14 protein-coding genes are annotated in these 13,130 nt (G+C 36.2%); 7 read left to right on the forward strand and 7 right to left on the reverse strand.

The window, feature by feature from the left end; all coding sequences use genetic code 11:
* Window positions 1–66 precede the first annotated feature (66 nt).
* Both GNP81_RS15400 and GNP81_RS15405 read right to left on the reverse strand, forming a co-directional pair.
* The gene (locus GNP81_RS15400) at window positions 67–354 is read right to left on the reverse strand and encodes a hypothetical protein (protein WP_005423782.1); all 288 of its coding nucleotides are present in this window, start codon (window positions 352–354) and stop codon (window positions 67–69) included.
* 440 nt (window positions 355–794) lie between these two features.
* Window positions 795–1,598, reverse strand: coding sequence for a tyrosine-type recombinase/integrase (locus tag GNP81_RS15405; RefSeq protein WP_005423783.1), 804 nt, complete (start codon window positions 1,596–1,598; stop codon window positions 795–797).
* 264 nt (window positions 1,599–1,862) lie between these two features.
* Here GNP81_RS15405 and GNP81_RS15410 point away from each other — a divergent pair, with 264 nt between their 5' ends.
* From GNP81_RS15410 to GNP81_RS15425, 4 genes are all read left to right on the forward strand, one after another.
* Window positions 1,863–2,873 carry an HlyD family secretion protein gene (locus GNP81_RS15410; RefSeq protein WP_155673956.1) on the forward strand — a complete coding sequence of 337 codons (1,011 nt, stop codon included), beginning with the start codon at window positions 1,863–1,865 and terminating at the stop codon, window positions 2,871–2,873.
* A complete protein-coding gene (locus GNP81_RS15415) occupies window positions 2,870–4,339 on the forward strand; it encodes an MDR family MFS transporter (RefSeq protein ID WP_005423785.1) in 1,470 nt (489 codons plus the stop codon). Before GNP81_RS15410 ends, GNP81_RS15415 begins: the two co-directional genes overlap by 4 nt.
* 170 nt (window positions 4,340–4,509) lie before the next feature.
* Window positions 4,510–5,388: a halovibrin HvnA gene (locus GNP81_RS15420; RefSeq protein ID WP_065623289.1), complete on the forward strand. Its 879-nt coding sequence runs from the start codon at window positions 4,510–4,512 to the stop codon at window positions 5,386–5,388.
* Between the two features lie 155 nt (window positions 5,389–5,543).
* Window positions 5,544–5,759: a hypothetical protein gene (locus tag GNP81_RS15425; protein ID WP_005423787.1), complete on the forward strand. Its 216-nt coding sequence runs from the start codon at window positions 5,544–5,546 to the stop codon at window positions 5,757–5,759.
* A gap of 51 nt (window positions 5,760–5,810) precedes the next feature.
* Here GNP81_RS15425 and GNP81_RS15430 read toward each other — a convergent pair whose 3' ends face one another.
* A complete protein-coding gene (locus GNP81_RS15430; protein WP_065623288.1) occupies window positions 5,811–7,415 on the reverse strand; it encodes a mechanosensitive ion channel family protein in 1,605 nt (534 codons plus the stop codon).
* 236 nt (window positions 7,416–7,651) lie between these two features.
* The gene (locus GNP81_RS15435; RefSeq protein WP_155673957.1) at window positions 7,652–8,173 is read right to left on the reverse strand and encodes an NADPH-dependent FMN reductase; all 522 of its coding nucleotides are present in this window, start codon (window positions 8,171–8,173) and stop codon (window positions 7,652–7,654) included.
* 176 nt (window positions 8,174–8,349) lie between these two features.
* Here GNP81_RS15435 and GNP81_RS15445 point away from each other — a divergent pair, with 176 nt between their 5' ends.
* Entirely contained in the window at window positions 8,350–9,252 is a 903-nt protein-coding gene (locus GNP81_RS15445; protein ID WP_155673959.1) for a LysR family transcriptional regulator, read from the forward strand.
* A gap of 39 nt (window positions 9,253–9,291) precedes the next feature.
* Here the strand turns inward: GNP81_RS15445 and GNP81_RS15450 are convergent, their stop codons facing one another.
* Both GNP81_RS15450 and GNP81_RS15455 read right to left on the reverse strand, forming a co-directional pair.
* Window positions 9,292–10,131, reverse strand: a complete 840-nt coding sequence (locus tag GNP81_RS15450) for a TPR end-of-group domain-containing protein (RefSeq protein ID WP_155673960.1) — start codon at window positions 10,129–10,131, stop codon at window positions 9,292–9,294.
* 90 nt (window positions 10,132–10,221) lie between these two features.
* A complete protein-coding gene (locus tag GNP81_RS15455) occupies window positions 10,222–10,809 on the reverse strand; it encodes a LysE family translocator (protein WP_155673989.1) in 588 nt (195 codons plus the stop codon).
* 106 nt (window positions 10,810–10,915) lie between these two features.
* On the opposite strand from GNP81_RS15455, the gene GNP81_RS15460 reads away from it, so the two are divergent.
* A complete protein-coding gene (locus GNP81_RS15460; RefSeq protein ID WP_012535118.1) occupies window positions 10,916–11,359 on the forward strand; it encodes an Lrp/AsnC family transcriptional regulator in 444 nt (147 codons plus the stop codon).
* Here the strand turns inward: GNP81_RS15460 and GNP81_RS15465 are convergent.
* Entirely contained in the window at window positions 11,356–12,039 is a 684-nt protein-coding gene (locus tag GNP81_RS15465) for a cation efflux transmembrane domain-containing protein (protein WP_146865300.1), read from the reverse strand. The two genes, GNP81_RS15460 and GNP81_RS15465, sit on opposite strands and share 4 nt — an antisense overlap.
* A gap of 140 nt (window positions 12,040–12,179) precedes the next feature.
* Here GNP81_RS15465 and GNP81_RS15470 point away from each other — a divergent pair, with 140 nt between their 5' ends.
* Complete coding sequence (locus GNP81_RS15470; RefSeq protein ID WP_155673961.1) at window positions 12,180–13,064, forward strand: LysR family transcriptional regulator; 885 nt, start codon at window positions 12,180–12,182, stop codon at window positions 13,062–13,064.
* Window positions 13,065–13,130 lie beyond the last annotated feature (66 nt).

Genomic DNA, 13,130 nt, shown 5'->3' on the forward strand with positions numbered 1-13,130 from the left:
TTACTTTACCTTTATAACTAGCCAAATTTAAAACAAAGACAAACTTCATTTTAATTTATATTCTATTTATGTATTTATATAAGACTCAGATTGAGCAGATGATTGAAATCGACACTTATTTGCCATCTCTAGTGATTTCAATATACTCTTCATTCTTTCCTCACTTATTGACGATTTTTTTTCTTTAGGTTCTTTAATATCAAAGCTTTTCTTACTTACGAATTTATCGTCACTGTTTTTTATACGATATTCAAAATAGCTGGATAATATTAGATCTAAAGAAATACTTTCATATCTCTCATAACAACGCTCTAAGCGTTTAATCGTTCTTCTCTCTACAGGATTCATTTTCATTAGCCACGGGTTACCTAGTCAACATTTTTAATATTAATATTTTTTATATATAAGAGATTTCATTTTTATTTATATGAATATCTCCCCTCCAAAAAAAGATATTTCTTTTTAGAGTTTCTTCTTATTTAAATTAATATTTAATTCTATTTTACAAAGTAGGTAGAATGTAAGTTAAATAATAAGACTTGTTTTGGTAACGATGTTTGAAGGTGATATGAAAATGGATTAAAATGAACGCATGTTGTAACAAAACGTAAATTGATATTTGTAAGCTATTGATTTTAAAGTGGGTCCGACGCTAGTTTACCGTCTACCTATTTGGTTAAATAGATGAAAAAATACACCATTTACAACAATCTAAACCAATCAATAACAATAAATACATTTACCAACCCAATAAAAAGCGCCATTATTTTGGCATTGAGTCACAGAAATAAAACTTAGCTCGATAAATAGGTAATAAGTGTCTTTTGGGCCAATTTAATGTCATCGTCTGATACACCTATATACCTTAAGCTGACACTTTCTGATTTATGTCCTATGGTGGTCATGACAAGACTAATATCCTTACCCGTTGCGAAATATAAATGCCTCGCAAAACTCTTCCTTAATGTATGACACCCTACTTTAGCTGTACTCCCTATTTTCTCTAACACCTGAGTAAGCTTAGAAAACACAGTCCAACAAGCCTGACGAGTTAATAAACCATCCACACCTTTGGCTCTATTACTCAGTAGTGTTTTACGACTAAAAACAGAATCGCTATTAATGTGTCTAAATTTCTCCTTTCTTTGTTTGAGCATAAAAACCATTTTTTTACTAAATAAAAAGGAACGAGTTACTGGTGGTGTTGCTTTTTTAGCTGCAGACACCCTTTCATTCACCATTAATATCCACTCTTTAGGAAGCAGTTTTTCAATTTGATAAAATGGAGTTATGTACGTTGCCGTCAATTTTTTAACGTTATGTTGATAATGAAGGATAAGTTCCTCTTTAACTTGTTTAAGTACCCGATGTTTCGCTCTTGCTTTACGTGCTAATGTACCTTTACTTTCAATAACTTCACAATGACCACTTCTAAAATCAATATCAGAATATTTTAATCTTAATATATCGCTGATCCGTAACCCTGTCTCAAGTCCAATATTCCAAATTAATGAAAATGCAGGATCATGATTCTTCTGTAAATATTTTGCCGCATACTTTAAATGCTCTTTGTTTTTTATTGGTTCTACATAAGCCATTACTTTGCTCCTCTATTATGGCTGTAAGTTGGTTATATTAACTGATAATTTTATAAGCTAACATACCTTAGATGTTAATAACAATAATGTCAGTATAGCTCTATATCATTGAGTATCTTTAAAAATATTAACTACAATTTTCACTATCAACTTAAGTTAATTTAAGGTTTTGCCTTAAATAAAGCAGTTTTAAATTTCGCTGCATTGTCATTCAAAAAGCACTAGGTAGTATTGTTTATATTCTATAGCGTCTTATAAAAACTCATGAAAAAAAGCAGACATTTCAGTATTACTTTCACTTTATTTTTTGTCTCAAGTTTAATTGGATATTTAATCTACTTTGCCTGGCAATATTCTAATAATCACCCTAGCACCGAGAATGCTTACGTCCGCGCCAAAATAGTATCCATTGCGCCCCAAATAAAAGGACGAATTATCTCAGTTGAGGTGAATGACTACCAAAAGGTAAATAAAGGCGATCTGCTGCTTAAGATAGATCCTCAACCGTATCTTCTAGCAGTAAAAAGAGCAGAGTCAGCATATCAACTCGCAGTGCAACAACATCAAGTCGCCGACAGCAAAGTTACACAAGCTATTGCCAACTTAAATGGTATAACTTCTAACCTTAAAGAAACACAAATTGAATTCAAAAGAACTCAAGCCTTAGTTAGTCGCAAATTAAGCTCACAACAAGAGCTAGACATAATCAAAAACAAATTAGCCATTGCACAGGCAAAACTAGAAGAAGCAAGAGCCAACGTAGAAGCCGCAATAGCAAACAGAGGGAACGACAATGGTGTTGATGCCGCGATAGTTCAACAAGCCTCTGCAGAGCTTGCTCAAGCTGAACTAGACCTAAGTTACACCGATATCACAGCTCCAACCGACGGTTTACTTGGCGAAATAAATGTTTTTGTAGGTTCAGTTGTTAAAAACAGTCAAATGCTGTTTCCTTTAGTGGTTAAAAACACTTACTGGATTAGAGCTAACTTTAAAGAAACCTCATTAACCAACATTAGAATGGGACAAACAGCAGAAGTCGTTATTGATATGTACCCAAATATCACTTGGCAAGCCAAAGTAAGCGAACTTTCTCCTGCCAGTGGTACTTCGTTTTCTCTCATGCCACCAGAAAACGCAACCGGGAACTGGGTAAAAATAAAACAACGTTATCCTGTGAAATTAATTTTGGATATCCCCAAAGATGCCCCTCAGCTTCGCATTGGTGCAAGTGCAGAAGTCACTATCAATTTATTAGATGACTCAAGAACATGAGCAAAAATGGTGCAACGATTGCCGTCATGCTTGCTGTCTTGATGGTACAAATTGACATCACTGTTGCGAATGTTTCCTTACCTCACATCATGGGCTCTCTTGGTACAACGGTTGACAAGATCCCTTGGATATTAACCAGTTATAGCATGGCCGAAGCCATCTTTATTCCAATAACAAGCTTTTGGGTCGCTCGGTTTGGTGAACGCAAAGTAATGTTAGTTGCTATCATAGGTTTTACTATCGCAAGTATGCTTTGTGGTACCGCACAAACCTTAGCTGAGCTAGTTATTTACCGAATTTTTCAAGGAATGTTTGGGGCTTCAATGTTGCCTTTAGCCCAATCGACCATTGCTCAACTTTATCCAGCTGGACAAAGAGGGCGTGGGATGGCCATTTTTTCTATTGGTATTCTTCTTGGCCCAATATTCGGACCTATTATCGGAGGGATTATTACTGATAACATCAACTGGCGATGGATTTTTTACATCAACCTTCCTGTTGGCTTAATTAGTATTTACCTTATTTATAAACACATTCACCTTAACAATCGCTCTAAATCCAAGTTTGACTGGTGGCTTGTTAGCTATATGGCAATATTCATCAGCTCACTGCAATTTATTCTTGATAGAGGCAATGAGAAAGATTGGTTCGATTCAAGATTAATTCAAATTTTACTCGCCTTTACTATTATTGGCGGAATAATGTGGATATACAGAAGTTTAAAAACCAAAGGTTCTATTGCTCCGCTATGGGTTTTAAAAGATAGGAATTTATTAGCCTCATCCATTATCGGAGGGTTAATATCAATGTGTACTTCAGGATTAGGAGTTCAATTATCTATTTTATTAGAAGAAGTTCTTAACTATCCAGTATTAGATACAGGGCTACTTATGACACCAAGAGGACTTGTTTCAGCATTCGTACTTGTTTTAGTCATTAAATTTAATCCGCAGTTTGATCCTCGTTTGAAAATACTTTTTGGTTTACTCTGCCTTGGACTCGGAAATTACTTAATGACTAAGTACTCACTCAATATAGATACGTTTTGGATCGTATTTCCTGGCATGATACAAGGATTAGGTCTTGGGTTAGCCTTTTCCACATTATCCGTTGTTGCCTATTTGACCTTACCGACACAGCATTCCATTGCAGGTGCGAGTATTTATAACCTTTTCAGGATCTTAGGTAGTGCGTCAGGCATCTCAATTGTCACAACACTGCAATATCGAGATTCGCAACAACAATGGCACGGATTAACAGAAGGGTTTTCTCCTTACAATCCTGATTTACAAAAGTGGCTTCAATTAAACGATTTATCGATTACTGATCCTGAGTCAATTCTACGCTATGAGAATATGATTTATGAACAAAGTCAGATCGTCGTATTTACGCATATGTACCAATGGATTGGTATGAGTGTCATATTCCTTATTCCATTACTCTTATTAATCAAAGTAAAAAAATAAGGCTTGGCTTAATTTAATAATAAACAAAAATCAATCTTTAATTTTCTTAAAAAATATAAAATGCGCATGTGAATGACAATCCAATAATAAATTAGTTGTTAGTATCTTCTTCGTTGATTGGCTAGAAACATCAACATGAAATTAACTAATTAAAAATAAGGAAACATGTTATGAAACATACAAAAAAATTACTTTTTGTAACGACACTACTGGCAAGTAATATTGCTTTCGCAGGAAGTATTATTAGTCAAGAGCAAGGTGATGGCTTAGTTCAGGCACTAACAAAAGATTACAACCAATCTGATTCAAGTTGTGGCGGAGATGGCAGTCCATCATTCCTTTGTACCGGCATTATGCTTCATGGTTCAGAACCAACGAAAAACCATGTATGGAACCCAACAAAGGCTGAAAAAAAATCAGATGGCGTATCATTCTCTTATCTGCGTCATGACTCCAAATACTCTGAATTGGCTTACCGCTTTGACAGTGGCTACATCGTATATCAAATCTTTGGCTCACCAAGTGATAAAATTGATTTAGAATATAACTGTTTCTTCCCTGTTGATGGCTCAACAGATGGACGTGAACTTGCAGGTTGTGGCGCTCATGAAAATTACCCAAGTGAGAGTGGTTCATGTGAATCACAAGGTATACATACAGCATATGAATGGAAAAAACATTACCAATCTACATCAGGTTCTAAGTCTGAGCACCAATGTTCATTTGATGTAAGAGACGGCTCTAGCAGTACCTCATACAACTTTGCACAAGGCTTAGCTGCAATGAAACTGATCTCTGATGAATCTATGCACATTCAAAATGAAGTTCGTGCTTCATTATGGCAGGACGATATCGGTGATGAACTTCCAATCCAAGCGTTTTTCTACCTTGAAGGTTCAAAGTCTGTTGGCTTAAAAGAAGCTAAAAGTTACCAAGAGGATTATTATAATACGACGGGAATCGCTATCCCAGTGATTAAACTAACGCTTCCTAACAAACCATCTGAAGATGCTAAGTTTAAGTTCTCACGTAAAGAACAAGCAATCTAATCGTCATCATTAAGTTTAGACCACGACAATTTGTTCGTGGTCTTTTTTTGTCAAAACAGTAATCTTACATTACTCACAAAGGCCATTAAATTCTGTTTTGTTTCCGATATGATGTTTTTATCAATAGTTAATGAATATTTTAGCCGGAGCCACGCATGAAAAAAATCGTCCCATTTATTTTACTCGCCTTTTTCAGCTTGCGTTTATTTGCTTCTGTCGGTCCTCATATTCAACAGCTAGAACATGATGGTTTTACTATTCTACGTTCAGCTCTTATTGTTGGGGCGGTCTGTTTTGCCATTTCATTAATCATTAAAAAGTTTAAAAAACCGACTCAGATAGAAACCAAATCAGAAGATAATCTAGATTAGAGTCCATAAAAAAAGAGTGACCATTTGGCCACTCTTTTTTGTTTCTGCAATTTATGCTTCGTGTTTATAAATATGCAGGTCACGTTGTGGGAATGGAATGCTCACACCTTCCGCATCCAAACGTTTTTTAACGGTTTCAGTTACTTCCCAGTACACATCCCAGTAATCATCAGTCTTAACCCAAGGACGAACAATAAAGTCCACAGATGATTCATTTAAAGTATGCAATTTAACCATAGGCTCTGGCGTTTTTAATACTGCTGGGTGGCTTTCTAAAATATCAGTAAAGATAGCTTTTGCTTTTTCAATATCGTCTTGATAACCAATACCAAACACCATGTCTACACGACGTTCAGTTTCAATAGTTACGTTCTTAATTACGTCACCCCAAATCTTATTATTAGGGAAAATTAAGTTTTGGTTATCAACGGTTTTAATCGTTGTTGATACCAAGTTCATGCGATTAACTTTACCGACAATACCACCGATATCAACCAAATCACCCACATCAAACGGACGATAAATCAGGATCATCATGCCAGATGCAAAGTTAGATAACGTGTCTTTTAATGCAAAACCAATAACAACACCAGCAACACCAAAACCAGTTAATAGTGGGCCTAAGTTAATACCAATTTGAGATAGAGCAATTAAGATACCAATCATCATGACGAACTTTGAGCCCATAGACACAAAGAACTCTTGCATTAGCTTACTGAATTTCATTTTTGAATGAGAAACACTTCTCTTAATTGCACTCTTCGCAAGACGAGAAAGGAAATTCGTAATCCAAAGAATAACGGCAAAAATGATTAACTTAACAATGATAGATGGTGCATTTTCTACCGCCCAATCTTTAAAGCGAGTAACCCACTCTTCAGTTAGACCATATGCTACGCTGATATCCAATACATCGCTGTTAATATCACCTGTCACAGAGAAGATAAGCTGTTTATACTCTGTAATATCAATGTTATTTTGTTCCATTAATGCGGTAGTTACTTCTAAACTCGCAATCATTAATGAAATACGTTCAGTCAAGTTAGTCGCATTTTGCGTAAGAAGCTCTTTCTTCTCAGCAGATGCATATTGCATACGCTTAGCAATATCTGACTTTTGTGACTCAAGGTAGTGAATAATATTAGACAGTAAATCAGCACGATTTGTTAACTCTTTTAAAATCGCTGTTTTTTCTTTAGTGAAATCAATATTTAGCGTTTCACCCCATGACAGTGTTTTGAATGCTTCTTCATAATATACATCCATAATGCCAAGGCGTTTTTGTGCAGCAAATTCTAGATCGTCTTTCTCTTCACCTTTTGCTTTACGAACCGCTTTAGTTAACTCAACCAGATCTTGATGGCTTAACTTCAATAGGTTCCCCATAAGCGTCATCTCAGAGCGAACAACACCGTCCAGCCCTTTAGCGCTTGGATCATCTTGAAGCTGTAGTTCAATATCAGCTCGGATCTTGTCATTTTTACGACGCAATACATCTTCAAAAAACAATTTATCAGCTGGATCAGCCGTTGATAGCTGAACTAATCTTTCTTTTAACTCTTGTTGAACCGTAACCATGCTATCAATAGATTGAGCATAGGCAGAAGCCATCATACTCATCATTAATAACAACGCGGCAAAATACTTTTTAATCATAAAAAACGTCCTATATAAATCATGACCATATAATAATTGATACCAAGCTATTCTCATCTATAACAATTACAAATAACAGTGACGAATGATGAAAGCTTGCTCATTTGTTGGAATTTTGTGAGATTAAAAGTATCTATTTGAATTTATAAATTAGTTTTTTTGTTTTCAATCTACGATTTTCTTGTATAAAAAAAGGCGCACCCATTAAATGGATACGCCTCTATTTTCATGAAAACTTATAATACTGACATGATTGTTTTTAACTCAGCAATCAATGCTTCATTACGCAGTTCGCCTTTTTCCATATCAAAGTTATCGTAAAAACTTGGAACAGATAGTGAACCTTTAACATCTGCTGCAAAGTAAGGCGCTGAGCCTGTAGCTGCTGCTAATACCGTTGCAGCACCACCAGGACCTGGAGATGTAGCTAACATCACAACAGGTTTACCTTGGTACACTTTCATATCAATACGAGAAGTCCAGTCAAACACATTCTTAAACGCTGTAGCATAAGAGCCATTATGTTCAGCATAAGAAATGATAACCGCATCCGCTTCACCAATTTTTTGGAAGAAGCGCTTCGCTTGCTCTGGTTGACCGATTTCTTTTTCTTTATCTTCACTAAAGATAGGCATTTCATAATCATTAATGTCTAACACTTCTACTTCAGCACCGGCAACCAAACCTGCTGCATACGTTGCTAGTTGTTTGTTAATTGATGTTGAACTGCTGCTTGCTGCTAATGCTAAAATTTTCATCGGGATACCTTCATATTCTATTTAAGTAAAAAGAGCAGTTAATGCTCTGCTCTTTTCAAATCTATTGTTCTTGTTTGCGATGGAATAACTATAATTCATTCACAAATATTGATTAATAGCCTAAATGTGCAATGATTGTTTCCATATGACTCTTAATAAACTTAAAGAAACGTAATATGGCATTTAATTCAGCATTGTTTGATGGCATGGTCATTTTCTCAGAAGTAGTGACCAGTGGTAGCTTTACTCAGGCCGCTCTTAATAGTGGGCACTCAACCTCTTACATCAGTAAAGAGATTGGAAAATTAGAAGAGCGCTTAGGTGTCCGCTTACTTCATCGCACCACTCGAACGTTACGATTGACTCCTGAAGGCGAACTTTATTTTCAGCAATGCCAACAGCTAATTGAAGATGCTCAAATGGCAGAAAATGCCATTACGGGACAACAAGAAAAACCTAAAGGTCGATTAAAAGTCAGCTGTCCTGTTGGCTTTGCACTTTCACGCTTACGTCCAATACTAGGGAAATTTAATGATTTATATCCAGATATCACACTGGAGTTAGATTTAAATGATAGAAAGATTGATATTGTTGCAGAAGGATTTGATATGGCGATCCGTGCATCGCATCAACTTGAAGATTCTAGTTTGATCAGCCGCCGATTTTTACGCTCAAAAGCCATCACCATTGCTTCACCAGATTATTTGAAAAAGCACGGGGCACCACTGCACCCTAATGAACTCTCAATGCATAAAACCATTGGTTATGCGTATGTAAAACAAGGAGCGATTTGGGATTTTGTAGATAAAGACAACCAACCTATTGCGGTTCCATTGCAATGTCAGGTCATCACTAATAATTCATTTATGGAGTTATCATTATGTTTGGCAGGACAAGGAATAACACGTATCCCTCATTTTCATTTAACCGATGAATTAGAAACCGGTAAGTTAGTTGAGTTGTTTGCGGATTATCCTAAATTAACCATTGATATCTTTATGGTTTATCCAAGCCGAAAACATATGTCAGCCAAGGTACGATGCTTTATGGATTTCATCTCTGAGCACCTTGGCGACTAATATTATACCAATGTAATTAGAGGATTACTGGAATGGGTATTACTCTTCTAATAGAGTTTCAAAGCGTTCTAAACCTCTTAGGGGATCAAAATCAGGCTCTTCTAATACAAGCTCACGCATAGACGTACTTGCTTCAATAGAACGCTGCAAATCATCAATGGCTTGTACCTCTGCCCCTAATTGCGCATACGCACACGCACGTTGGAATAATGCGTGTGCATTTTGATCATCCACTTCTAAAACACGATTACATAAATTCAGTGCCCAATGGAATTCACGCATCTCCATTGCCGCATCCGCTTTATACGTTAACGCTTCTAAATCACCCGGTCTTACTTTTAAAATCTCATCATAAATATCCATTTTTTGCTCAGGAATTTGTACACTTTGAGCACGAAGCCACAAATTATGCACTTCATTGATGATCTCAATTTCACGATTATTCTCAGTAATAATTCGCGTTTTACGTTTTAAATCACGCTCTAATGCTACGAATTTTTTCTCATAGTCTTGCGCTATTTTATTGAGCTGTTTATCTGCCATTTCTTTGGTGTTTTGTTTCATCTCTCTTAATGATTGCCAGCCAATCAACGCAATCAAAGACGCCACCGCCGCAATGACATAGAAAAAATAAGTTACGGTTGTATTAGAATAATTTAATGATTTATCTGCTACCGCAAGTTCGCGATCGGTAATTTGAATGGTTAAACGTCGCTCTAGATCTTGTTGCTCAGTTCTTAATGACTTCAACTCATCAAGAATATAACGCTCCATTAGTGGACGATCTAAATACTCTTGTTCGGAATACGTCACTTCTTCTGCTTGTAATGACAGTGAAGTAAAAAGAGTGAAGAGAAGTAAAAAGAGGTGTCGATACATAGGGATACCCTTGTTAATCGTGTATTTAGAAGTGATATACATAAAGATAACACATCCAAAGCAGCAACACCCAATTAACAAGAAAACCAATTAAAATCCCATCACCATAGAACCGACAAGTAAACCTGCCATACTGTAGTTAAAAAACTTTAAATGCTTCGGTGTTTTTAATCTCTTTTGTAATTCTTTACCTGCAACGGTCCAAAAACTCACAGTCGGAACATTAATACAAATAAAGACCAATGCGATTAAAAATACACTGACCATATCCGAGCTTGTTGCATAGATACTCATTACTGACAGTGCCATTGACCACCCTTTTGGGTTAACCCACTGAAAACTTGCCGCCGCTAAAAAAGACATGGGTTTATAATCGCTATTGTCACTGTTTATCGGTTCACTTCTCGCAATTTTATATGCTAAATAACTCAAATAAATCGCACTAAGAATCTGCAAAATAAATTCCAACTGAGGGTAAGTTTGGAAGATTTGAATTAACCCAAACCCGACCAATATCAGCATAAAAGCAAAGCCAAATATCACCCCAAGCATGTGAGGAATAGTACGAACAAATCCAACATTAGCTCCAGATGTCATCAACATAATGTTATTTGGCCCAGGAGTAAACGCGCCCACAAATGCAAAGGTAATTAACGCAAATAAGTAAGTGTAATCCATCATAACCATCTTAAAATTAAATTCTGCTTGTATCTTAATGCGAGACTGAGTAAATTTTCTGTCTATATTTGTTTAAAATTAAAATAATTCGCAAGGTATTGTCACTATGGATAGGTTTGACGAAAGAATATTGCAAGAGCTGAAATTAAATGGACGATTAACCAATGTTGAGTTATCTGAACGCATTGGATTATCACCTTCAGCAACATTACGTCGTGTACAAGAATTAGAGCGGAATGGAACGATTCAAGGCTATCGTGCGGTATTAAATCCAAATAAGTGTGGAATAGGATTTGTTGCTTATGTAACTATCGGGCTATCGGATCACAGTAAAAAATCACAAAAAGATTTCGAAGCACAGATAATGGAATCAAATGAAGTAACAGAATGCCATAATATTACGGGAGCGAATGAGTATCTATTGCGGGTTGAGACTGAGAGTCTATCCTCATATAAGCAGTTTCATTCAAACGTACTTGGAGAGATCTCTCAGGTCAACTCAATTGGCACCTTAGTGGTGATGGACACGCCTAAAGATGAACGAACTTAGGCGTGTGAATACTTTGCTAAAACACCATCTCGATTTAATTGGTGTAACTGTTTTGATGAACTAATAATCATTTTAACTGGCACAATAATAAAATAGATAGATGCCATTACAACCATGATTGGGTCAGCAAGTTGTGCATAATGCGCATATGATGTTAGTAGCAATACTTTTGCAATCATAAAGCCAACAAATACAGCAGCACTAATCACGGTATCCATTAACCATTGTTTTGCTTCTGCATCAACAAGAGCCGAGTTGACTTCACGACCTTGAGTTTTCATTACCCAATAACTTGTATAACAACCTATCATGCTAAAAACACCAAAGGCTAATGCGATACCGGTATTCACTTCTCGGCCACCTTCCATTATTGCTTGAACAGCTGCAACAAATGAAAGTACACACATTAAGGTAATTGCGATCCCTTTAAGCAAAATTACTGAAGATTCAATTACCTTAACACGCTTGATATTCTTCGAAACATCTTCTTTTCGAATATACAGCACTGTCACTAACGAAACTAGGGTTAAACCTAAACTCACTAATGAGTAAACACCATCAAAAATAATAACTAATGAATGAATCAGCGTACCTAATACAATACCTAACATTGCAAACAGTAAAGCTGAAAACGTTGAAACCAGTAATAATTGCCTTTCTTTTCTAATTGAATACGACATATTTTCCTCCATCGACTTATTTTTCGTCTTTTTTATGTATACAGATCATCATATAGAGAAAATTGGTGATAGGATAATCAGTCAGCGTCAATTAATTCGTCGCTTAACATTAAACAGCATAAATTAACGAGAAAAAGATCATGAAAACCAGTCAAATTGAAATGCTCTTATATACGGTTGAATTGGGTTCTATTGCAGAAGCAGCTCGTAAACTTCAAAAAAGTCGAACCACCGTCAGTGCTGCGTTAAGTACTCTTGAAGATGAACTTGGAGTGACTTTATTGGTCCGCACAGGTAACCGTATTACTCCAACAGAAATTGGCGAGTCGATTGTGAATGATTGCCAACGTATGATGGTCATTAGCAATGACATTGTTAGTAAGTGCTTACAATATAACGAAGGCATAGCTTCAACCATTCGCGTGGTTCGAGATGACTCACTGCCTGAACCCATTTGGCGTGATATTTTGACTCGCATGAACCGTAAATTCCCAAACACCAGTATTTCAATTTACGTCGCCCCATCACCAGAACTTGAAGAAATGGTAGAGCAAAACGTCGTTGATGTGGCTTATGGGATATTACCTATCAATAGTCAGCTTCTGCATGTTCAACAAAACGAGTTAGGCCAAATTCGCATGATGTCAGTAGCACATAGAGAACATCCATTAAGCCAGCTAAGAAAAGTAAGCCCTACAGATCTAGAAAGCCACACAGAAATCATTCTTAACTACATTGATGATGATGAATTAATGGTGTTTGAGCCAACATCCAGTAAGTACATTGCTCTTACATTTTATGAGCACCTACGTGATGCAGTCTTGGATAAAACAGGCTGGTCATCCGTTCCCGCATTATTAATCAATGAGCATTTACGCGATGGCACCTTAAAGGTTCTTAAACATAATCGAGCGATGAACTGGCAGTCTTTTGCAGAAATGACCAAAACTACTATGCCCCGTGGTGTGATCATTGATTGGTTATCAGAACAAGTTGAAGACTATTTATTAGAAGTCTCAGAATAATGATTTCTTTCGTTTAAAATAAACAGTAAATTACTCCTAACCCCATATGAAAAGGGCTTAATCATA

The sequence above is a fragment of the Aliivibrio fischeri genome, assembly GCF_009727955.1.
In the GTDB taxonomy this organism is placed as follows: domain Bacteria; phylum Pseudomonadota; class Gammaproteobacteria; order Enterobacterales; family Vibrionaceae; genus Aliivibrio; species Aliivibrio fischeri_A.

Bases quoted from the DNA above. Each gene is read 5' to 3' on its own strand.
- GNP81_RS15400 (WP_005423782.1), bottom strand. From the start codon at position 354: ATGAAAATGAATCCTGTAGAGAGAAGAACGATTAAACGCTTAGAGCGT.
- GNP81_RS15405 (WP_005423783.1), bottom strand. From the start codon at position 1,598: ATGGCTTATGTAGAACCAATAAAAAACAAAGAGCATTTAAAGTATGCG.
- GNP81_RS15410 (WP_155673956.1), top strand. From the start codon at position 1,863: ATGAAAAAAAGCAGACATTTCAGTATTACTTTCACTTTATTTTTTGTC.
- GNP81_RS15415 (WP_005423785.1), top strand. From the start codon at position 2,870: ATGAGCAAAAATGGTGCAACGATTGCCGTCATGCTTGCTGTCTTGATG.
- GNP81_RS15420 (WP_065623289.1), top strand. From the start codon at position 4,510: ATGAAACATACAAAAAAATTACTTTTTGTAACGACACTACTGGCAAGT.
- GNP81_RS15425 (WP_005423787.1), top strand. From the start codon at position 5,544: ATGAAAAAAATCGTCCCATTTATTTTACTCGCCTTTTTCAGCTTGCGT.
- GNP81_RS15430 (WP_065623288.1), bottom strand. From the start codon at position 7,415: ATGATTAAAAAGTATTTTGCCGCGTTGTTATTAATGATGAGTATGATG.
- GNP81_RS15435 (WP_155673957.1), bottom strand. From the start codon at position 8,173: ATGAAAATTTTAGCATTAGCAGCAAGCAGCAGTTCAACATCAATTAAC.
- GNP81_RS15445 (WP_155673959.1), top strand. From the start codon at position 8,350: ATGGCATTTAATTCAGCATTGTTTGATGGCATGGTCATTTTCTCAGAA.
- GNP81_RS15450 (WP_155673960.1), bottom strand. From the start codon at position 10,131: ATGTATCGACACCTCTTTTTACTTCTCTTCACTCTTTTTACTTCACTG.
- GNP81_RS15455 (WP_155673989.1), bottom strand. From the start codon at position 10,809: ATGGATTACACTTACTTATTTGCGTTAATTACCTTTGCATTTGTGGGC.
- GNP81_RS15460 (WP_012535118.1), top strand. From the start codon at position 10,916: ATGGATAGGTTTGACGAAAGAATATTGCAAGAGCTGAAATTAAATGGA.
- GNP81_RS15465 (WP_146865300.1), bottom strand. From the start codon at position 12,039: ATGTCGTATTCAATTAGAAAAGAAAGGCAATTATTACTGGTTTCAACG.
- GNP81_RS15470 (WP_155673961.1), top strand. From the start codon at position 12,180: ATGAAAACCAGTCAAATTGAAATGCTCTTATATACGGTTGAATTGGGT.